Source organism: Stenomitos frigidus ULC18 (assembly GCF_003003795.1).
Taxonomy (GTDB): Bacteria; Cyanobacteriota; Cyanobacteriia; order Leptolyngbyales; family Leptolyngbyaceae; genus Stenomitos; species Stenomitos frigidus_A.
The window spans coordinates 1-21010 of sequence record NZ_PVWK01000075.1; the positions used below are offsets into that span (position 1 = coordinate 1).

21 protein-coding genes are annotated in these 21010 nt (G+C 50.9%); 11 read left to right on the forward strand and 10 right to left on the reverse strand.

Going from position 1 to position 21010, the window contains the following annotated elements; translation table 11 throughout:
- Positions 1 to 542: 542 nt before the first annotated feature.
- From C7B82_RS12720 to C7B82_RS12745, 6 genes are all read right to left on the reverse strand, one after another.
- Complete coding sequence (locus tag C7B82_RS12720) at positions 543 to 905, reverse strand: rhodanese-like domain-containing protein (RefSeq protein ID WP_106256665.1); 363 nt, start codon at positions 903 to 905, stop codon at positions 543 to 545.
- Positions 906 to 975: 70 nt separating this feature from the next.
- Positions 976 to 1386 carry a hypothetical protein gene (locus C7B82_RS12725; protein WP_106256666.1) on the reverse strand — a complete coding sequence of 137 codons (411 nt, stop codon included), beginning with the start codon at positions 1384 to 1386 and terminating at the stop codon, positions 976 to 978.
- Positions 1387 to 1454: 68 nt separating this feature from the next.
- A complete protein-coding gene (locus C7B82_RS12730; protein ID WP_106256667.1) occupies positions 1455 to 1667 on the reverse strand; it encodes a high light inducible protein in 213 nt (70 codons plus the stop codon).
- 70 nt (positions 1668 to 1737) lie between these two features.
- On the reverse strand, positions 1738 to 1956 hold the full coding sequence (locus tag C7B82_RS12735) for an NblA/ycf18 family protein (RefSeq protein ID WP_339375144.1): 219 nt from the start codon (positions 1954 to 1956) through the stop codon (positions 1738 to 1740).
- A gap of 321 nt (positions 1957 to 2277) precedes the next feature.
- Positions 2278 to 2799, reverse strand: coding sequence for a hypothetical protein (locus C7B82_RS12740; protein WP_219904328.1), 522 nt, complete (start codon positions 2797 to 2799; stop codon positions 2278 to 2280).
- 18 nt (positions 2800 to 2817) lie between these two features.
- Positions 2818 to 4110, reverse strand: a complete 1293-nt coding sequence (locus C7B82_RS12745) for a hypothetical protein (RefSeq protein WP_106256670.1) — start codon at positions 4108 to 4110, stop codon at positions 2818 to 2820.
- Positions 4111 to 4229: 119 nt separating this feature from the next.
- On the opposite strand from C7B82_RS12745, the gene C7B82_RS12750 reads away from it, so the two are divergent.
- Positions 4230 to 4391 (forward strand): helix-turn-helix domain-containing protein, encoded by a 162-nt coding sequence (locus C7B82_RS12750; protein WP_425443605.1) that lies wholly within the window; start codon positions 4230 to 4232, stop codon positions 4389 to 4391.
- Positions 4392 to 5167: 776 nt separating this feature from the next.
- Here C7B82_RS12750 and C7B82_RS12755 read toward each other — a convergent pair.
- Both C7B82_RS12755 and C7B82_RS12760 read right to left on the reverse strand, forming a co-directional pair.
- On the reverse strand, positions 5168 to 5767 hold the full coding sequence (locus C7B82_RS12755) for a Uma2 family endonuclease (protein ID WP_106256687.1): 600 nt from the start codon (positions 5765 to 5767) through the stop codon (positions 5168 to 5170).
- 11 nt (positions 5768 to 5778) lie between these two features.
- The gene (locus C7B82_RS12760; protein ID WP_219904329.1) at positions 5779 to 5973 is read right to left on the reverse strand and encodes a ribbon-helix-helix domain-containing protein; all 195 of its coding nucleotides are present in this window, start codon (positions 5971 to 5973) and stop codon (positions 5779 to 5781) included.
- Positions 5974 to 6192: 219 nt separating this feature from the next.
- Between C7B82_RS12760 and C7B82_RS12765 the strand changes: the two genes are divergently transcribed.
- From C7B82_RS12765 to C7B82_RS12795, 6 genes are all read left to right on the forward strand, one after another.
- Positions 6193 to 7434 (forward strand): hypothetical protein, encoded by a 1242-nt coding sequence (locus tag C7B82_RS12765; protein ID WP_106256671.1) that lies wholly within the window; start codon positions 6193 to 6195, stop codon positions 7432 to 7434.
- 1243 nt (positions 7435 to 8677) lie between these two features.
- A complete protein-coding gene (locus tag C7B82_RS12775; protein WP_106256673.1) occupies positions 8678 to 10618 on the forward strand; it encodes a multicopper oxidase family protein in 1941 nt (646 codons plus the stop codon).
- A 744-nt stretch (positions 10619 to 11362) separates the two neighbouring features.
- Positions 11363 to 11971, forward strand: coding sequence for a helix-turn-helix transcriptional regulator (locus tag C7B82_RS12780; RefSeq protein ID WP_181357468.1), 609 nt, complete (start codon positions 11363 to 11365; stop codon positions 11969 to 11971).
- Between the two features lie 128 nt (positions 11972 to 12099).
- The gene (locus C7B82_RS32260) at positions 12100 to 13188 is read left to right on the forward strand and encodes a CHAT domain-containing protein (RefSeq protein WP_339375146.1); all 1089 of its coding nucleotides are present in this window, start codon (positions 12100 to 12102) and stop codon (positions 13186 to 13188) included.
- A 12-nt stretch (positions 13189 to 13200) separates the two neighbouring features.
- Entirely contained in the window at positions 13201 to 15621 is a 2421-nt protein-coding gene (locus C7B82_RS12790) for an nSTAND1 domain-containing NTPase (protein WP_106256675.1), read from the forward strand.
- On the forward strand, positions 15566 to 16072 hold the full coding sequence (locus C7B82_RS12795) for a hypothetical protein (RefSeq protein WP_146141144.1): 507 nt from the start codon (positions 15566 to 15568) through the stop codon (positions 16070 to 16072). Before C7B82_RS12790 ends, C7B82_RS12795 begins: the two co-directional genes overlap by 56 nt.
- A 358-nt stretch (positions 16073 to 16430) precedes the next feature.
- Here C7B82_RS12795 and C7B82_RS12800 read toward each other — a convergent pair whose 3' ends face one another.
- Both C7B82_RS12800 and C7B82_RS12805 read right to left on the reverse strand, forming a co-directional pair.
- The gene (locus C7B82_RS12800; protein ID WP_106256677.1) at positions 16431 to 16637 is read right to left on the reverse strand and encodes a hypothetical protein; all 207 of its coding nucleotides are present in this window, start codon (positions 16635 to 16637) and stop codon (positions 16431 to 16433) included.
- A 95-nt stretch (positions 16638 to 16732) separates the two neighbouring features.
- Positions 16733 to 18910, reverse strand: a complete 2178-nt coding sequence (locus C7B82_RS12805; RefSeq protein WP_106256678.1) for an NB-ARC domain-containing protein — start codon at positions 18908 to 18910, stop codon at positions 16733 to 16735.
- 222 nt (positions 18911 to 19132) lie between these two features.
- Here C7B82_RS12805 and C7B82_RS12810 point away from each other — a divergent pair, with 222 nt between their 5' ends.
- The 4 genes from C7B82_RS12810 to C7B82_RS35100 all read left to right on the forward strand — a co-directional run bounded on the left by C7B82_RS12810 (position 19133) and on the right by C7B82_RS35100 (position 20991).
- Positions 19133 to 19939: a hypothetical protein gene (locus C7B82_RS12810; RefSeq protein WP_106256679.1), complete on the forward strand. Its 807-nt coding sequence runs from the start codon at positions 19133 to 19135 to the stop codon at positions 19937 to 19939.
- A gap of 11 nt (positions 19940 to 19950) precedes the next feature.
- A complete protein-coding gene (locus C7B82_RS32265) occupies positions 19951 to 20118 on the forward strand; it encodes a hypothetical protein (protein ID WP_181357470.1) in 168 nt (55 codons plus the stop codon).
- Positions 20108 to 20335, forward strand: a complete 228-nt coding sequence (locus C7B82_RS35095; RefSeq protein ID WP_146141145.1) for a transposase — start codon at positions 20108 to 20110, stop codon at positions 20333 to 20335. The genes C7B82_RS32265 and C7B82_RS35095 overlap by 11 nt, the downstream gene beginning before the upstream one ends.
- Positions 20336 to 20469: 134 nt before the next feature.
- Entirely contained in the window at positions 20470 to 20991 is a 522-nt protein-coding gene (locus C7B82_RS35100) for a DUF305 domain-containing protein (RefSeq protein ID WP_245939863.1), read from the forward strand.
- Positions 20992 to 21010 lie beyond the last annotated feature (19 nt).

A 21010-nucleotide genomic window follows, 5' to 3' on the forward strand; every position in this document is an offset into this window, starting at 1 on the left:
GAGTTATCAAGGTGAAACACCCTGACTCTGCTTTATTTCAAACCTGGTGGAGGGGCTTGACTTAGGCAGAAACGAATCGCACGCCGACATAGAGGTAAAAAGTGCAACATAGGCACAGAACTCTTTCTCTGTCAGGGTTTCAGGGAACAGTCGATTTGAGCTGTACCGCTGAAACCCTTGATTAGTGCAGGTTTGGACTACTTTTGGACGCTGTACTAATTGAAAATCAGTAGTACATAGCCGCTTTTGATGGGTCTTTAACGGCTGAAACCCGCATTCTCTCGTGGCATTTCTGCCAGACCGCGCAGGTTCAGCGGTTCAGCGTTTGCCTCAAAACAGGGCTAATCTTGTTGGTTAGTGGCCCGGCAGTAGTTGTTGTTGGTGGGAACACAGGGCAAGTAACCAGCCTTCAAGTAGGTTCAGCGCCCATCGCTTTAACCGATACAGCCTTAAAAAAACTCCCATCGCTCACCACGTGAGTCGATAGGAGTTTAAGTTGGATCACTCATTGCGGGGCCTAAGTGGCGTGAAACGGGAAGCGCTTAAAGCCCTTCAATAGGGTACTCAGACCTTTTCCAGGCGACCAGACCGCCCATGAGTTCAGCAATATTTTGATAGCCTGCTGCCCGCAGTCGCGAGGCTGCCGCCGCTGTTTGCTCCTCCGTCTGACCATAGACGTAAATGTCACGGTTGGTTTCGAGAGCGGCACGCGCACGGGAGACTAGCTCCTCCAGGGGCATCGCAATCGCTCCCATAATGTGGCTAGCGTTGAACGTGTCCCGATCGCTCACGTCAATGATCGTCAGGGCAGGCTCACCCCAATCCAAGCGCTCTTTGAGTGCAGCGACGCTAGCTTTGTCTTGCATAGCACCGGGGGTAGGAATGAGTGGAAAAAGCTTAGACATGGTTCACCAGTAATAAAGATCGCAGTCTGAACGTGGTACGGCTACGGACAAAACAAAACAGGATTCACATTCAGGAGGCTTGACGGGTCAAGCAACTTTCGAGAGCAACTTCTGCCTCACTCAGCTTCGGAGCAGCCTTGAGGTTAAGCACTCGCTCAAGCTGATCGTTGCCCATTTCACTCAAGGCACGCTTGAGGCTCGGTTGACTGAGTACCGTTGGTAAACAAGCGACGAGGGCACTGGTGCGAGCGTCTTCAGGAGAGTCGTTGACGACCTGTGGAGCCATCGTTTCAGAAACCGTTGCCGCCTTAAGCGGCAGCGCCAGCGCCGGATTAAAAAAGAGTCCTGGTAGCCAAAACAAGCCAATTAGTAAAGCTGTAAGGAGCGTGCGAGCTAAACGATCGGTCAGCTGCTTGAAGGAAGCACTGATGCCGACCAATGGTGCTGGACGATGATGCTTGAGGCTTGAAAGAGTAGTCATAACAGTCCTTGGTAAGCTGAAAAGTTGTTGGAAAGCGCTGGCGATGACAAGGCTTGCTGGTGGCCAAACTAGATCAGACTGCGACGTTCAACCAGGGTGGCTGACTGACAGCAGCCCCAGAAGTACAGCACGCCCTGACTCGAAAACACTTCGATGAGCACCACAGCCACGAAGCCCAGCATGTCTAACCGACCATTCCAGGCTTCAGCTTGAGGCGTAAAACCCCAAACCCAAGCCTTGCGATCAGTGGTCGGAGCGTTAACGTGGGTCGAACTTGCCATGCTCTTGGCTCCAAAGGTGGTGCTTGAAACGCTTGCTGCAACGATGAGCAGTCAGACTTGCTGGCGAGTTTTAAAGCGAGGCAAACCCTGTATCCAGTTGCCATTCCTGCTTCAGCAAATCCCGATAGAGCGTTTCCCGCAGGAGCATCTGGCGGTACTGCTCGATGAGAAGTACTTGAGCCTGCTCATGCGACATGCGCTCGACCTGATCGGCAAAACGTCTGAGGCTGAAGGCTTGCTCTAAAGTGAGTTCGGTGACCTGATCCATTGCGATTGCTGGTGCCCTCAAGGGAATAAAGCCGTAACAAAAGGGGTGAACCCTTTTATTACGTCATGTAAATTAGTGTAACGAATTATTTACATAATTTGACGATTCCGGAAAATTATGTTCCTGCATCCCCTGGCGTTAGCTTTTCAAGCGCCTTTGGGGTTGAGCCGACATGAGGGCAAAATAGTGCACGATGAGCTGTAAAGCCTTGCCTAGCAGACGTTACAGAAAATTGACCCGAGTGGAGCTTGGAGGCAGGACTTCTGCGGCCGGGGCAGTTAACCCAGTAGCTTCAGTCAAGGCTCAAGAACATAAGGGTTGACCCAAGCAACAGCACTCGCGCTAGTTCAGACCTTGCAGCTGACTTTGCAGCTCAAACAACAACAGCTCCCAATCCGCTTGAGCCAAACCCACTTCCGGTTGCTCAAACAACTCCAGCACAAAGCGGGTGCGCTGCTCCAGCGTCCAACCCAATTGCTGCACGCGCTGGTCGATCGCCCCTCGAATACTGGCTTCAGTCATGGGATACTGCTCTACCGCCTCTCGCAAAAGCACAGGCTCTTCTAGAAACGTGGTCAACGATCGCACATACCAATCCGCCTGCTCCAACGCAAAGTCCGGTGGTGGCGCTGTGAAATAGATGGCATCCAGCTCATCCTCAACCAAGAGCCAGCCCACCATAGGTGCCAAGGCCAGCCAGTCTTCCTCCTCAGGCTCCAGGTAGCGAGCACCCACAGCCAGCAAATCCACCCTTGCCAGCGGATTACAAACACCAGCAGACCATGCCAGCGACGTCTCTTCAGGATGCTCCTGCTGGTATTGGGCAAAGAACGCTTCCACTTCTGCTTGCATTGCCAGATCCACGTCAGGCTCCTGCACTGGCTATTGAGACACAACACTCAGTTGCCGAATTTCTTGCAAAGCGCTCTTACCACCTCGGCGCTGCGGGTGCGATCGTCCAAAGCCACCTGGCATCCCTGCCTCCTCGTTCGCACAACCTTCGCGTTGCTCCAGTGTCACTCCGTCCGTACTGCCTAGACTGACCTCATCTTTCTGCGCCTGAACCGTAAAGAACTGCTGGGCTTCCGCAACCAGAATCGGGTCTTCACTCTCCAGCCACACTTGCATTTTAACAAGCTGCTTCTCTGCTCGCTCAGACTTCTGATCAGCAGCGGCAGCAGGAGCACCTGTGGAAAGCCCCCACCCCAACCCAACTTCTAAAGACCCAGCCGCTTGCCCTTGAGGGGCAGCGGCAATGGGCATAAGCTTATTGGTATCGATAGGGTGGTATTCCCCTCCCTGTCTAAGTTCCAGCGTTTCTGCCTGTATGGCAAGGGACTGAATAGGGTTGTATTCCTTGTCTGACAGGGGTTTCAGGTGATTGGGATGCCATAACTCTTTGTATTTATCTAAGGTTTGATTCCCAATTCCATAGGTGCGGATGGCGTGTCTGCGAGCGGTGATCGTGGCTGGTAAGGTCTGCCGTTGCTGTAAGTCGCTGAGCGCTGTCTGGATGCGATCGCGAGCCGCTTGCGACTGCTCCTGGTTCCAGTTTGGCTTGGGTGGTTCGAGCCGTTCTGGTAGGGGTGAAGCCTTCGCCTGGTGCTTGGAGCCAAAGGGGTAGTAACGGCTGGACTGGATGGAACGGGCATAGAACATAGCGCGTGGTTCCAGGTCAGTTTGATGGTGGCAATACGCTTCAAAGCCAGAGAGCGATCGTGCCACTTCGCAGATGGCAGCGGCTAAGTCTGCGCCGGCGAGAGGTTCGCCACCACGCTGGACGTGACCGAAGATGTATTCCCGCATGGCGATTCGACCCAGCAGGTAGTTGGTCTGTCCGGCATCACTCCATCCAGCTAAAACCTCAGTGTTCAAGTCATGGAGGAACTTCTCGGCTTTACCGGAGAGTTTGTACCGTTGACGCTTGGTCTGTTGCAAGACCCGTTTCAAGGTGCGCTGATCGATGGGGTTACGGTGCTGAGCAAACTGCCAGCGCTGCACAAAGGTAGTTTGTTCGCCGTAGATGGGCTGGTAGTCGTGGTTAAGCAGGTAGGAACCGGCTTGCAGGGGAAGCCGATGTCCAGCATAGAGGCTGGGAGACTCGCTGTAGGGCTTGGGGTTGGGGAATCGTTCGAGTTGTCCCGGTTTGAGTTTGAATCCGGCATTCGTCAGCAAGGTGGAGACGACCTGGGCGATCGCCCAGGTCTCTTGCGCCTCTTGGGGTCACCTCAGAATTCGGAAAAAATCGTACGTTAAGGATTCGCAACCGTGCGGGGCTGCAAGTCGCTCATCAATTGGGTTGCAAGAGTGGTCGCAAGCGGAAGATGACGGATAGCAAGATTGAATCAGCAAAAAGTCTTCTGGCGAGTGGCGTTCCGCCTAGCGATGTGGCAAAAAATCTAGGGGCGTCGGTTCCTACGCTTTATCGTTGGGTTCCAGCAGCATCTCACCCTTAGGCTAATATTGCCCACCCCGCCCTAACTGTAAAAGTAGAATTGAAACCTTTGCTGGTTAGTCTTTTCAGCGCCTTTCTACCTTCCCATTGGCTGCCTTGCTATGCGTTCTTGATCGTGCGAAAACTGAGCCCGTATGACATTAAATGCACCATGCTTATGGCAAGGGTTATCGCACTAGAAATGATGCTGATTTAATGGCTATGGCGGCGTCTGGCTCTTGAATTGCTTGAAATTGGGGAGCAGGGAGATTCATTGCTACGCCTCCCTGCTCAGACAAACGCCTTGCAGGGCATGATTCTCCCTGCCTTCTATTTTTTGATGCACAAGTTTACTCCCTATGCCTGGAACAACAGCGTATAGGAAGCCATGCAAAAACTAGAGCAATTTGTCAAAAAACTTGCACCATTTGACAAATTGCCACTAAAATTGGCACAGCAAAACTGGTGACCTAATATCTCGCTCGACCAAAGCTCTGATTAGCGTTCCTTCTCCTATTCTTTCAATTGAATAACAAGCCTCTTGACCCCTGCTGTACCACCAGTTGGGGTTTTTGGCTTCTAGGACTGCCTAGAACATGACGAACACTCCTCTTGTTTCAAACGTGGAAACTTGTGATTCACTAGCAACTCGCGCTGTGGTTGGAGCTTTGCTGTGGTGAAGTATCAATGATCTAACCGCAGATCATCCTGTCCGCTGGCAAAGTTTTTCAGAAACTGCTGCTGCGGTCCTGTCAGTGAACCCCTTGGCCTCAGGTGCTGGTCGGATGTTAGCCATGTCTACACCTGTCCCCGCAGAATCTGCTCAGCGGTCAAACTGATGGCCGGAAACAGCGCTGAACGCAGACGATCGCTCCCTCTAAACTCACCGACCAAGGCGTATTGCCTGCCCTCCAGTTGGAGCACGGTAATCAGCTGGGCTTCGGGGTCGATCAGCCAGTACTCAGGAATGCCGCGCCGTTGGTATTGAGCGCGCTTGGCTTGATAATCACGTTCGCGATTTATATCACCAGGGCTAACCACCTCAGCTACTAGGAGCGGAGGCCGCATCGCCAGGGTAATGGTTAGCCGTCGCTGTGTCAGGCTGAGATGCTTTTCGTGCAGCACCACCAAATCAGGGAAGCGATTGCGGGGGGTACCTAGTTGCACAACAGGCACTTCGAGTTCACAGGTATGAATCACCAGCTGTCGCAGTGGAATGGCACCACTACTGGCCAGCGCAAACAGCAAGAAGCGGGCAAGAAAATCGTTTTGTTCTGACTCTGGCGGCAATTCAATCCACTCCCCATCCACAAATTCATGCCTTGCATCGGGCAAGTCTGCCACCTCATCCTGTGCCAGGTAATCCTCAAAACTGATTGGCTTGATGGCTGTACTCATGGTGATCGCCTTCACTTCTTAGCTGGCTCAGCGGGCTTCAAATCTAACTCTCCGCGCTCTTTTGCCTCTCTAAGTGCAGTTTCCACTAGAAAGGCAGCAAGATTTGCAGTCGGTCTACCCTGCCGCTCTGCCCATTTTTCTAACTCCTCATACACGGTGTCTGGGAGTGTCAGATTGACGCGCTTACTCACAGCATCTTGAGTCATATGATGTAGCCCTATCGTACACCTGAGTTACTGAAAGCGATCATCAGTGTATTTATAATACCGATTCGCGTTAAAAAGTAACTTTTTAGTGCTAGATTTGTTCTTGCTTGGGGCGGCATCGCTGCGAAGTTAGATGACAACGCTACGAAGTTCATAGTGATGCCCCCTTATGAAGCCCTATGACGACGCTATGAAAGCCCTATAAAGCGGAGAAAAGCAATGGAACGCAGGCATACCCTACGGTCGATCGCGGCAGCCACTGATCGCGACAAACGCACGGTGCAGAGCTGGTTTAGAAAAGCCAGTGATGCTTGCCAGGACGAAGTGGGAGCCCTGATCGACGGTGTACGGTACTTTGACGATGACGAGCGCGCTCAACTCTTGGCTTACATGGGCGAGAAGCCCGGACCCGTTGCGGCCGCTCCTGTCATTCCCACTGTCACCGTTGAGATTGGCAACCACCAGGTCGTCTTGGCGCAGCCAGAGCTGCCGCAGACCTATAGTCTGGAGTCGCTCCGACAAAGCGAGGTTATTGCCTTCGATGATCCGTTGGCGATCGCGGTCCAATTCTTGCAAACTGCCGATGCCCTGACCAAGGAAATGCAACGCGATATCCGAGTGCGGGAACAGAAGTTACAGCAGACGCAGCAAGCAAAGAATGCGATCGCTGAGAAAGCCACCGAATTCAAACTGGAAGCCCGCAAATATGGCATCGTCTTTCTGTTGATGTCGCAGGCTGAAAGTGCGGAATCAATGGGTTTAGAAGGCTTTGTTGCGCTAAAAGATGCGTTCAAAGCCATTCGGTTAGTGAAAGCCTGTAAGCGGCATATGCAAACTTCCTCAGACCCATTGCTAAGAGCTTATATAATGGCTGACAAGGGCTGGACATGCATGGTGGATGATGAGTTGGCGCATCATCTAACGCATTACCATCACCCGCGCTTTGGGAAGGACATGCCCCCGATTCAGATCCCCACGCTGCGATCGCTGCCGTTGATGATTGCCGTCGCCGTCGCGGTGGATAATGGCACTGATGACGGTAGTTATGAGGTCATACAGCATACATCTGTCTACGCGCACATACCACCGCACCCTGACCGCACCTTGACCGCACCCGATACCGCACCCTCAAACGACCGCACCGATCACCGCACCTGGCTAGAAAAATGTCTGGGCAGTGATTTCAATCCAACCGCACCTGATACCGCACCTTTCTCAGATGCCTCCCCAGACGAGACTATAGGGGACGAAGAGACAGAGTGCGGTGACGCGAACGACGAGATCGATGGGTTAAGTGACGAGTATCTAAGAGCACTGCTTTTTCAGTGTCTTTCGGAGGGCATCACAAACGAGGCTGATCAGATTAAGCAAATTTGGGGCATCGCCAAAAGTGGCGAAAATCCACGCTACGAAAAAGCGCGCAAGCGGTTACGCGCGGTTCGTAAGAAATTCAACTTTTAGTGCCTTAGCTGCCCAATTACAGTCGCCTCAACCAATGCCAGAAATCAAGGTAGAGGCAGTAAAGTCAAATCAGTTTCGCTTGCCCTGGCAGCAGTGAAATCTGTCATGCTTGCCATTGAACAGCATACCCTTAAGGAAGCAAGCTACAGGATGACACCATCGTTTACAAATTACCTCCTGGCCTTTGCGACTTCCTGTTCCGGGGAATGTAAAACAACATTAGCAAGATGAACGGCCACATCAAAACTTGGTCACCTGTAATTGGCGCTGTTTGGTGGCGTTTCAATACCTCCAAGGCATAGATATCCTTAACAGTTAAGGCTGTTAAAACTGTGCTTAAAACTCCCATAAAGAGAACGACCCAACTCGGCTTATCAAGTAGTGGTATGCGTACAGATGTTTGGATTAAACCGAGTAGGACAAAAGTTCCTAGAAATAAGCAAAACGTTACGACCGATAAAGGACTCAAACCATACTGTAGAAAACCAGGAATGTAAAGTCCAAGAACAATTACAGCGGACAGCCAAAGCGTGACCAGACGTAAGACTCTTTGCACCGACCGATGACCAGTCGCGATGACAGTGACGGCTAACCAGTAGAAACTGCACAATCCAACGAGCAAACAACCGATGACAACGTTATGAGACATAGTTTACTAAAATCCTTTTTAGCCTGAAGGCGTAGACCTTGAAATTTAGACTGTTTGAAGGTCAGACTCAAAAGTGTTACGTGCAAACGCTTTTTGAGCTAAGACAACGTTTTCTAAATATGCAAGCGGATGGACGATCCTGATCCTACCCTTGCGGGTACTGCGGGTCGGAGACCCATTCGTGTAATTTGGTATCACGACAGGCTTAAAAACCTTAACCCGTCATTGTTTCAGCATCCACCTATTTTGAGCCGCTTGACAGCAGTGAGTGGTACTTCCAGAACGAAAGGATGAGGGTTTGAGCCTCCTGAAATGAGATAAAAACGTAGGATGATACCAAATTACACGAATGGGTCTCCGACCCGAACATCTAACAAGTTGCGACGGAAACTCAAGTCTTTCACGTGCTCACAAACCATTCTTGAAACAGAATGCTCGTTCACTTGCCATCTCAATGAGTTTCGAGAGACCGATTGATGCAACCAATGACTTCTAAGACAGAAATTCTGAAACTGCCACTGAACAAAAGTTACAGCCTTAACGTGCTATGTTTTCCGGTTTCTGAGTCTACCCGTAGTTATCAAGAGTCACTCAATGCCTTATCTGACGCCTTTCCAAGATGAACTGCCCATTCCTGAAACGGTATGCCCTGTAGAGGACGATCGGGATGCCTGCTTCCTGAGCATTGCCGCCCGCTGTAAAGACGTAAAGCTCCATTCAGATCTTCCTGCAACTCCGGTCTGGAGTTATCAACGCGCTGAAGGGCAGGTCGTTCGAGCTGGAGTGGGTGACACATTTTTGGGCCCCACCGTCGAGGTCAGACGGGCAGATGTCGTCACAGTTGCCTGGAAGAACGAGATTCCCAAGGATGCAACCCTGCCTTACGAGGTGATCAAGGTCAATAGTACGGACATCAACCTCGTGCCACAGAATTTGCCAGGGCGCTGGGATGCCATTCCCCTTGAGCAAGATACCGTTCGCAAACAGGCACACAATTTGCATGCAGCACTCGTCACACACCTGCATGGCGGTCGGACACAAGCCGATTACGATGGTTGGCCAGACAATACGCGCCTCTCAGATCAGGTGGCGCACTACACGTATCACAATGACCAGGCATCGACCATGTTGTGGTACCACGACCACGCCATGCATCTTACCCGTCTTAATGTTTATGCTGGGCTGGCGGGTGCCTGGCTCATTCGGGATGAAGAAGAAGCGGCGCTCGAGCTGCCTCAAGGCGACTACGAGCTACCGCTGATCATTCAGGATCGCAACCTGGATGTTGATGACGATGGAAACTTTACTGGTGCACTGCTGCACAAGGCCGAGGTTAACGGTGGCGAAGGGCCAGCGGAATTTTTTGGTCCCTACACCTTGGTGAATGGCAGAATTTGGCCGCGTGTCGATGTGCAAGCCACGCTGTATCGTCTGCGCCTCTTGAATGGCTCGAATGCGCGCACTTATCGTCTCATCTTTTTGGATGAAAACGGCCAGAATCTCAATGCTCGCGTTTGGCAGATCGGCAGCGATCAGGGGCTATTGCAAAACAAAGTGTCACTGCCAGAGACTGGCCTTGTCTTGGTGCCATCGGAACGTGTGGACTTGCTGCTGGACTTTTCTGCCGTTGAAGGTAGTGTTTACTTGTGGAATACAGCAGACGCCCCCTTTGGCAACGATGACAAGGCTCGACCCCATGCTGATGCCATTACCCAAGAGCTACTTAACCTCATTGCCGATCCCTCTGTAACAGCGGAAGTGGTAGAGGCCCAAAATGCCGATCGGCGACGCTTGTTTCCACAGGTGATGCGTTTTGATGTAGGCGCACCGCCTAAAGTTGTCTCTGCGATGCTACCAACCGACCCGCTTCGGGCTGCCCGTCCGCAACCCGTTGTGGATGCTCACACCAATATCCGGTTAATGGCGCTGGTGGAGCAGCCCCCCCCAGACTCTACTGAGCCGGACGCGACGACGATGCTTGACTTTTGGGAGTTTGTACCTCTTAGTCAGGAGCCTGTCCCAGATGATGCCGAGATCGTCACCTTTAAATTTCCCCATCCTGCGACTGGCGAGATGCAGACGCAGCAGTGCTGGAAGGCGGCGACCCGGTTTTACGATCGCGTGAACTGGTTTATCCACCTGGATACGACCGAAGTCTGGTACATCGTCAATTTGAGCGGTGACTCCCATCCCATCCACGTTCATCTAGTGGACTTCTCAGTGACGCAGCGCTTCAATTACTTGTGGAATCATCGGGACCCCAATGATCCAACCAGTCCGTCGTTCGATCCAGTCGAATTTAGGTTGATGCAGATCGAAGCGATCACGCCCGTTGACATTGACCCAAATGTGATTGGCGCTCCCAAGGATACGGTGCGCGTAGACCCTGGTCAGATGGTTGGGATTACGCTGACCTTTGCCCCTTACCCTGGACGATATATGTATCACTGCCACATTCTCGAACACGAAGACCACGATATGATGCGTCCGATCGTCGTTGTTCCCAAATGGGTGCCGCATCACGACCACGCATAACCATCGAATCAATTGATCGTTACACTTCATTGAACCGCAACGATCAACGGGTCGGAGACCCATTCGTGTAATTTGGTATCACGACAGGCTTAAAACCCCTAACCAGTCATTGTTTCAGCATCCACCTATTCTGAGCCGCTTGACAGCAGTGAGTGGTATTTCCAGAACGGGGGTATAAGCCGGGGTTGAGCCGAGATACGTGCGATTTTTATCATATCGCTTGAAACGTAAGCTAGATGGGTGTTTCAGCCTTTTCGCTTCTAGTCGTGAGCACTGAAAGCCTTGTCTAGTAAAGGTTTGGACTACTTTTGACTTTTGTACTAATACAAGAAGACTAGTACACGACCTGATTTCTGCTTGATTCATCGCCTGAAACCCGCATTCTACCGTTGTCCTTCTGCTCGTCCGGCAGCTATCCGACAAAAATAGCTATGTTTTGAGCCAAACGCTGAAAGCTTTACGCAGCAGAGCTTTAGTACCCATATGATAAACTTCCGCACGTATCTCGGCTCAATGCCAGTACCAATGAAACGACGCAGACATTTCGCCGTCTAAACACGCGAACCAAGGTGAATAGGCTACGAGGGTATGTCCATATGCACAATAAAGGGTAGAGACGAACGGAGGAAGCATGACTACGCAGCAAATTGGCTGCCAACTCAGCTCAAGTCAGCTATTCTCAGGCTTGAAGTTAGCCAATGGCCAAGTGAAATGAAAGCATCAGCTCGCATGAGGTCATTCAAAATGCTGACGCAACTTTCTCCAGTCATTCATCCTGCTGCTCTGGCAAACAGGGCGGTAACACGCCACTCTCCAGTGCAATCAGAGCAGCATGTCCTTTTCCAGACAGCGATCGAAAGTTTGACAGATGGTGTTTTGATTTTCACAGAAGGAGGTGCACAAGTTTATGCCAATCATCGTGCCCGTCAGCTCTCCACTCAACTGAGCGCTAGCCAGACTTGTCCCGATGGGATGCCCAAAGCGATTGAGCAAGTCTGTCAAACACTCGTTCAGAGTCGCAGCAGCGCCGCGTCTCCAGCCGTGGTGATTGAGGCTGAAATCAGAGCTAAAGATAGCAGGCTGTGGGTGCAGGCTTCTTGGCTGGAGCGACAAGGCAGTGAACCTTATCTATTAGTCATGCTCAAGGATTGCCAGCGATTACTGCAAAACCTGGCAGTCACTGAAGCGAGTAGATATAAACTCACGCCCCGTGAGGCGCAAATCTGGCAACTGCGGCGAGTCGGCTCTACATACCAGGAAATTGCGCAACAACTCTACATTTCCCTAGAGACCGTGAGGAAGCACCTTAAAAGTATTTATGCCAAGCAACGGGTCTGGTCGCTCGACGAATGATCACTTGCTAAAAACAGGTGCCAGTTTGTATACGACCAACAAATAAAGCGACAATATGCATACAGCTTACGAGCTGAAGTTCTAAAGTCCGTGATGAGTCATGACGAAGTGGTAGTTATGCATGTCTAGTGATTAGCTCCCTCTCTAGAGTTGAGATTGCCGTGAAAAAGATCCTGATCTTGACTGCAAACCCTAAAAATACTGATCGGCTCCGCCTGGATGAGGAGGTGCGCGAAATCCAGGCGGCGTTGGATCAGTCCAGAAATCGAGACCAGTTTGAAATCATCACTCGTTGGGCGGTTCGAGTGGATGATCTGCAACCGATTCTGATGGATTATGAACCTCAAATCGTCCACTTCTCAGGGCACGGTGGCGGCAGCCAGGGGTTAGCACTAGAAGACGAGTTGGGGCAGATGCAGCTGGTCAGTTCTATAGCCTTAGCAGGTCTGTTTAAGTTGGTTAAGGCAAACGTGGAGTGTGTCTTTTTGAACGCCTGCTATTCCGAGGAGCAAGCCAAAGCCATTCATCAACACATCAACTGCGTCGTGGGCATGAATCAGGCGATCGGTGATCGAGCCGCTGTTAAGTTTGCGAAGGGTTTTTACCAGGCGATCGGTAGGAGCAAGTCCTACACAGATGCGTTTGAATTTGGCTGTAATGCGATCGATCTGCAAGGCATTCCAGAATCTTCCACACCAGTTCTTCAATATAAAGCTGAGGAATTACCGCCTCGGTTTGACAAAGTACCTGATAGACACGCTTTACTCGACCAAGACCAGGAAAATTTTCAATATGATGCCTATATCAGTTATGTAGATCAAGAGCCTGATACTACTTGGGTTTGGGATGTCTTATTACCTCGTTTAGAGCAGGCTAACTTACGAATTGCGGTATCTGGTGATCTGGCAAGCCCTGGTGTGGCTCGCGTTGTCAATATTGAGCAGGGAATCCAACAGGCAAAGCGAACAATTATTGTTTTGTCTGGAGCGTACTTAGCGCACTACGAAGCGACGTTTGAAAATATCCTGGGGCAAACAATTGGGATTCAAGAAGGCACTTATCGTCTGCTGCCTGTAAAAGCGCTGCCGTTTGATAATGCTCAGTTGCCTACACGGTTGAGCATGCTAACAACGCTTGATCTGGCTCATCCTCGTCGATCTGAGCGTGAATTTGAACGATTAATCCATACATTACGCGAACCCTTGCCGCAGATGTAAGCGAGAACCGCCATGAACAAAGAGTATGACCTATTTATTTCTTATGCGGATGCAGATCGCCCCTGGGTAGAAGGTTACCTATTAGATGCGCTCACTCAAGCAGGGGTACGGTATCTCTCAGAAACAGCGTTTCGATTGGGAGCACCTCGAGTTCAAGAGTTCCAGCGTGCGGTGCAGCAGAGTCAGCATACCCTGCTAGTGGTCTCTCCAGCTTATTTGGCAGATAGTTCTAAACGGTTTGTGGATCTGTTGGGTCAGGCTTATGGTGACGAAACTCAGACATGGCCCGTGATTCCGTTGGTTCTGCAACCTGTGCAACTGGAACCTCGATTAGCCATGCTGGTGCAATTGAAAGCGGTAACCGATGAAGAAAAGACAGCCGCGATCGCTCGCCTTTGTGCTGACTTGAAGCTGACTGTCCCTACCCCTTTACCCAAACCACCCTGCCCCTATCCAGGGATGGAGCCGTTTACTGAGGCAATGAGCGATCGCTTCTTTGGACGCGAGCAAGAAATTGAGGAACTACTGGGACGCTTACGGTTGCATCCATTTCTGATGGTGATTGGACCTTCAGGTAGTGGCAAATCTTCCCTGGTCTTTGCCGGACTTGTGCCAAAACTACGTCAGACTGGGTTCTTTGGCACAGGGGAATGGTTGGTTCGTTCGATGCGTCCGGGAGCAACACCCCTAGCAACGCTCAAAGAGCGTTTGGGCAATGACCCAATTACAGCCAACAATATTACCCAACTACTATCAACTCACCCTAACGCCCAACGAGTTTTGTTCGTCATCGATCAGTTTGAGGAAGTGTTTACTCAAGCAAGCCAGGAGACTGTTCCCTTTCAACAAGCATTGCTTGAGTTAGCTGAAATACCCAATGTTTATCTAGTGTTAACAGTTCGTGCTGACTTTTATTCAGATTTGATGACATCAGTTTTGTGGCGGAAAATTCAAGCACATCGGTTAGAGGTCGTGCCGCTAGATGAAGCAGGGCTGCGGCAGGCAATGCTAAGACCTGCTGAGGATGTTGGTGTGTTTATTGAGACTGCTTTATTAGAGCGACTGGTCACTGATGCGAGGGGAGAACCAGGTGTTTTACCGTTAATCCAGGAGACGTTAGTACTTCTGTGGGAACGGTTGGAGCGGCGGCTCTTACCCCTTAGGGCTTATGAGGCACTGATTTTGCCCCGAAAAGCTTATGGCATTGGTGGGAGTGAACATCGCACTGGTTTGCAGGTGGCGATCGCACGTCGCGCCGATGATGCATTAGCAACCCTGGAAGTTGAACCAGACAAGCAGAAAGCCATGGCGCGACGGATCTTTCTTCGATTGGTACAGTTTGGTGAAGGACGCGCGGACACCCGCCGTCAGCAATCGATGAAGGCACTGCAAGCGGTCGGTGATAATCCCAATCTGTTTAACCAGACTCTGAACCATCTAGCCAATAGACGCCTATTAACCCTAAGCGGTGAGGAAACGAGTACCGCAATCACAGTAGACATTGCTCACGAAGCACTGATTAGCGGTTGGCCCGCGTTGCAGCAGTGGATTCTTGAGCGACGAGAAGCCGAGCAAATTCGCAGACGGCTAACAGCAAACGCTGAGGAATGGATTCGCCTGGGTGAAGGAACAGGTGGTTTGTTAGACAAGATTGAACTGGTGGAAGCCGAGCGATGGTTGTCCAGTGCGGATGCAAGTGATTTGGGTTACGATGCCTCACTTCCGAAGCTAATCACCGCCAGTCATCGCATGATTAAACAGGCTCAAGCCAAACGATTATTACGTTTGGGCTTTTTCATGGCAGGTCTAAGTACGGTGTTGGGCGTACTCTTTGTTTTAGTGCTTCCCTGGTCAGCAATCTTTCTCAATAATCGTGGGTTTGAAAAATTTAGTAAGGGTCAAGATGACAGTGCTCTACAAGATCTTAATCTAGCGCTCATGCTTAAGCCAACCTATGCAGACGCTTTGTACAACCGGGGCTTGGTCTATCAGGAAAAACAAGACTTTGATCTTGCTCGTGTTAGCTATCAAGGTGCGGTAGAACAGCGCTTTGCTCTAGCGTATGGCAATCTTGCACGGCTGGAAATTATCCAGGAACAAAATTATCCAAAAGCCGTCTACTTAGCGACAGAAGGCTTACAATTAGCAACCGACGATGAAGCGCGATATACACTGCTCAAGAATTTAGGTTGGGCACAACTAAAACTTACAAAATACTCTGAAGCAGAAGCAAATTTGAAAAAAGCCATGGCTCTAGATCCTCAGCGGGGGTCAGCCTACTGCTTGCTGGCACAAGTTTTAGAATTGGAAGGAACAAAGACTGCGGCGCGGGAGCAGTGGAAAAACTGCCAAGATTTTGGCAGCCCAGATCATCCGGATGAACGTGTTTGGATCAAAACAGCAACCTCAAAACTTAGCAAAAAAGGATTCTGATGCAATGAAATTTAACTCATTTTTTCTGCTGATTATCAGCCTGGCGACCGTTCCGTCTCTAGTTAATATTCACCCTGCTTCAGCAGGACGCTGTCTCAAATGCGGAGTGATTGGCCCGACCGGTAGTATCCATGGTCGTGGTACACTCCCACCGGAGGTGAGTCAAAAAGTGGATGCTTTGAAAGCTCAAGGCAACTTTGCTGGAGCTGAGGGAGCACTCCTGCAATTCAAAGAACAGGCAGAGAGAACACAAGATCTAAATGGACAAGCTGCAGCTTATCAGGCATTAGCAGATGTGTATGTAAGCATGGGTAAGTCGGAATTAGTCCCTGATCAACTTAATAGCGCGGAGGCACTGTTTCAAAGATCAGGAAATTCTGCGGGCTTTAGAGACGTACAAATACAACGTCGGCAAATACAACTTCAGCAAATACAACTTCAGCCAAGATAGCTTCAGCTAATCAGAGTGAGATCACTCGTTTTTAGTGACAAGCAACGACGCGGTGCGCCGTTGCTTGCGTCTCAACTCTCTAGAAAATTCAGGCAGTAAAAACTACAATTTCTGAATTTAATGCTTGACGCTTTAAGCAAAGAAACTTGGGAGTTAAATTTTAGGCACAATCGCCGAAAAAGGCTTGGAAGTTCCAGTTTCAAGCCCAATTATTGCAGTAAAAAGTTTAAAGATTGTAGTTCTAAACCCCGTCCAAGTTGAAAACTGGAGATCTTTCCACGAAAAACTACGGGTTTCTAGCTCGATGAGGTTTAGAGGCGATAGCCGTAGCGCCAAGCCCAACGCAGCAAGCTTGACACTACTCTTCTGGAATGACGAGCTTTCTGACTGTTTCAGTGGCTGGAGTCGGGTTCTGTTTGGTCTTAGAGATCGCGTCTAGATCCAAATCCCGTTCTGTTTTGGTGGGAGAGCGATCGCCCGCTTCAGTCTCAGATGGCGGCCTTGGCACAACGAGCTTTCTGACCACCTCGATCTTCTCGTCTGGTTTCTTGGTTTCCTCGCTCATGGTAGAAGTTCCCTCTGCAACGCCATTCCCTTTCAGGCTAAAGCAACTTTTCCTGGGTAGAGAAAAGATCGGCGATCGCGTTACAAAACCTCACACTATGCCAGTTCCACCGCACCCAAAGCTCTCAAGGTGGTTTTCTGAGCTGTGGTTAAACCAATCACTCCGGTGATGTTCATCCCCTCATAAGGGCGATCGCTCCGCAGCAGTTGCAGACATGCTCCTGTTTCCACCTGCCAGAGTCGCATCGTTTCATCCTCGCTACCACTGGCTAGCGTCTGTCCATCGGCACTGAATGTCACGGACCAGATCGTGCCGCGATGTCCGAGGAGTGTCCTCAAGCAAGCCCCTGTCGTCACGTCCCAGAGTTTAACGGTAGCATCATCGCTGCCACTCACGACCCTGGTGCCATCAGGGCTAAAGCCGATTGACCGCACCCGCTGGTCATGCCCTGTTAGCGTCTGCAAACAGTCCCCGGTCTGAACGTCCCAGAGTTTGACGGTGCGATCGCCGCTAGCACTGGCGACCCATTGCCCATCGGGGCTGAACGCAGCCGCTAGAAAATCGCCCAGCGTTTGAGTCAACACCGATTTCGTCAAATCTGCCCCAGCAAAGTTGACCTGCTGCAGAGTCATAGCCTGCAAAGCGGCTTGCCAGACAGTCAAGTGAGAAAAATCATAGCCTGTCAAATCCACTTGCAATTGCCAGAGCAGGCTGAGTAGATTACCGGCGGCATAGCCCGGTTGTGGCAGTGGACGAGCCTTCAGAGTCGAAAGCATGTGAGCGAGGCAGTGCTCCACCTGCGATCGCCCGCCCAGGCTCGCTAGCAACTGTTCTGCAACTGGCTTGAGCAGCAACTGCCTCTGAGTCTTGCGAATGTAATCCTGCGCTTGCGCTTTGCTTAACGCATAGCGATCAAACCACTGCAGTTCACCCGTGGTGATCTCCTGACAGAGCCGTTCAATTAACCGTGCGGTCATGTATGCCATCACCACAGGCTGCTGTGAAAACTGCGCCACACTGTTCTCAGTTGGCGCAGTCGTCTCAATGAGACAGCGTGCTTGCAGCGATTCCAGCGCTTCTAAGAGCGATCGCGATAACATGGCTGGCACAAGATCTGCCTGTAGCGCTGACAAAGTTGTCCAGGCTCGATTGATCGCCAACCAGAACATAATTTGCTGTTCTAAGTCAGACAAGCGGTTGAATTGTTGGGTTAACAGATCAGAAATGTCACCAAAAATAGGGGTGCCTTGCTGCAGGAATTGCACTACACGACCGTCAAAGAGTTCCTGGATAGTCGTAGCGACAATTTTCAGAGCCAGGGGATTGCCAGCGTATTGTTGCACTAACGCGGCACTGTCTTCCAATGACACCAGCAAACCTTTCGCCGCCAGGATTGCCTGTCCTGCCGCTGGCTGCAACCCCACGACCCGCAAGGAGCGCACCGGAAACTGTACGCCTTCCCTGACCGCTAACCCCTTTGGCTTTTCACGACTCGTCAAAACTAAACAACTTTGGTGTTGCGTTTCAGCAATGCCGTTCAGTAAATGTCCGTAGGCTTCATGCTCTGTCCGGTAGGCCCCCACCCGTTCCCCACTCAGCAGGATGGATTCAGCGTTATCCAGAATCACTAAGCAGCGTGTTGTGCGGAAGGACTCGACCAGTTGAGAGATTTGCCTGTTTACAGTCGCTGGCATGTCTGTGTTCTGCCCTCTGGAGAGAACATTGAACAGATCTAGCAGCAATTCTTGCACGGGTGGGGCATTGTGGAGCGATCGCCAAATCACAATCGCGAACTCTGTTTGCACTTGCTCCGCCAGCTTCACAGATAAGGCTGTTTTGCCAATCCCACCCATCCCAGTCAGAGTAATCAAGCGGCAGTGGTCATCTACTACCCATCGCCTTAAGACGGAGAGTTCCGCCTCTCGTCCATGAAAGGCAGAGACATCAAGGGCTTCTCCCCAGGAAAGGGTTGTTCCTCCCCCGTCTTGCTGTCCTAGCCAAGGTGTCTGCGAAGGCGGTGGTTGGCTTTCCTCCCCAAGCATGGGCAGTGCTTGTATAGGTGCCGCAATCGCCTGGCAGCCCAAGGCGAGTCGGTCACAAAGCTCGACAAAGGTGGCCCGGTCAACCGGTTTCCCGCGCAAAAAACTACCGATCGTCGCCAGCGCCATGCCAACCGCTTCCGCCAACGCCTGCTGACTCAGGAAGCCATTACGCCTGACTGCTAATTTGACCTTTTCAATGCACTCCTGACGAACTCTGAGCGATCGGGGCATCGCGCTCTATGACTAATTTGTAGTCGTCTCAATTTTAGACGCACTCAGCTTTGAAAGTTAGCCAAACTTAGACATTCTCAGCCTCGAACTTGGTTACCTGCACCTTTTGATGAGGTTGTAAGAGAGAACCAAAGCCGAAGCGACAAGTTTACGAGCTGTGCCTTGATCTTCAGTCTCACCGCAACAAATCACCTTACTTCATCGAAATCTAGGAGAAAAATCATGCCGAATGAATCTGGATCTGCCATTCTCACAGTCTTTAGGAACTTGATTGATCAAATCAAATCCACTCGTCCAGTTCGCACCGATGGCAAAGCGCTTACCACTGGATTCGTCTATTCCCAAACGGTTCTGGGCAGAATGGTTGATCCGAGGGACTATACAAATCCCTGGTCACCAATGGGGGGTTCCACACTGCAAGATACCGTGAAATCAATGCCAGCCCCTACTGGCAGTCCTGTATCTGGTGGCAGTTCTGCCCCCACTCCCGATCCAAAATTCAGGAGAGCACTGGATGCAGCGTTTAAGACCGCAGAACTGGTCGATAACATGATCATGGTGACGAAAGATGGTTCCTTCTTGGAGTATCCCACTCAGCGTCGGATTAGCTCGAACTACGAAAGCAGCAGCAGCAGTATGCAACCTACCCCGATGCCGCCGATCGCGCCTGAAGTTCAAAAGCAAATCGATGATTCTAAAAAAGTTTTGTACGAGTTTGACGACGAAGACAACATCGTGGGTAAAAGCAAGCTCTACAAACTCTACGTCAAAAACTCCCAAGCCTTCGCTAAAGCGAAAAAAGACTACGCGGAAGCCCAAGCCTCGGCATTAGCCGATCCAGTCAAAGCAGACGATGGATGCGGCACACGCCCAAAAAAAACGGTCAAAACGATGATCGAGCAGGGCAACGATTACGTAATGACGGTCAAAGGGAATCAAAAGTCGTTGCATCAGCGACTCGGTGCCATTAGCACTGACTGTACTCCAGTCAGTGCTAATGGCACTATGAGCAGGGACACCAACGTCTGACTCAACGAACGGTGGAGGTGTTTGATTGTCTGGCAGGCCTTGCCGAAGATTGGTTAGGATTACGTCGATTCGTGCGCGTTCAGCGTCAGGGCACTCGCAACGGTAAACCCGACACTCAAGTGAGTTACTACATTACGAGTTTGGCAACCAAGCGCACGACAATTTGCCGTGGGGATTAGAAGGCATTGGGGTATTGAAAACCGTCTCCATTGGGTCAAAGATGTCGTCTTTCGTGAAGATGATTGTCCCCTCAAGCTCGCTCATGCTCCCGAACACTGGGGATTGATTCGCACTTGGGCGCTCAATCTCTTTCGATTGCACGGTGAGGTCTCTATCACCAAAGCTCAACGTCGTGTTGCCCATGACATAGATGCCCTTTTCCTACTCATACAATGAATTAACCCTGCCCCGTGGCGGCAGCGATCGATGACTGCCGCCACGCTCAAGACCTACCATCAGAGTATCCAACGGGTATTAGGGTATAGAAGAAAAGTCCAAGGTCTTGCTCCTGAAGCCTTAAGTCGCACTGATTGGACTTATCGGTTCTCCAAGCTTATGAAGCCTGGAGTCGGGAGCGAGGAGTCTCTTCAAACACAATCAGGATTGATCTAAATGTTCCCGTTCCGGTTGCTCAATGGAGTTTCCACCAGTCTTTTCCCAATGAGAGCTATGGCAACCCCGAACCTGTCAAAAGAGTTCGCGCCTATCGCAAAACGATCATTGATCGTGGTGATAGATCACGTGTCTCAGATGAAGCGAGTGCCGAGCCGATCGCCTATAACGCTCAGATGCATCACTCTATGCCCATGTCGCAAGATGCTATCAAAAGCATGATGATGAGCATGGACTTGGGTGCCGCCGATGACCAGTTCGATCAACGCTTTCTCAACGCCATGATTCCCCACCACGAGGGTGCTGTGGTGATGGCGCAGGATGCTTTAAAAAAGTCGAAGCGGCCTGAAATTCAAGCACTGGCGCGGGACATTATTCGTTCTCAAGAAGCTGAAATCAAGCAAATGAAGCAGTGGCAACAAGCCTGGTACAAGCAGTAAAACGGCTGCCAATTTCATC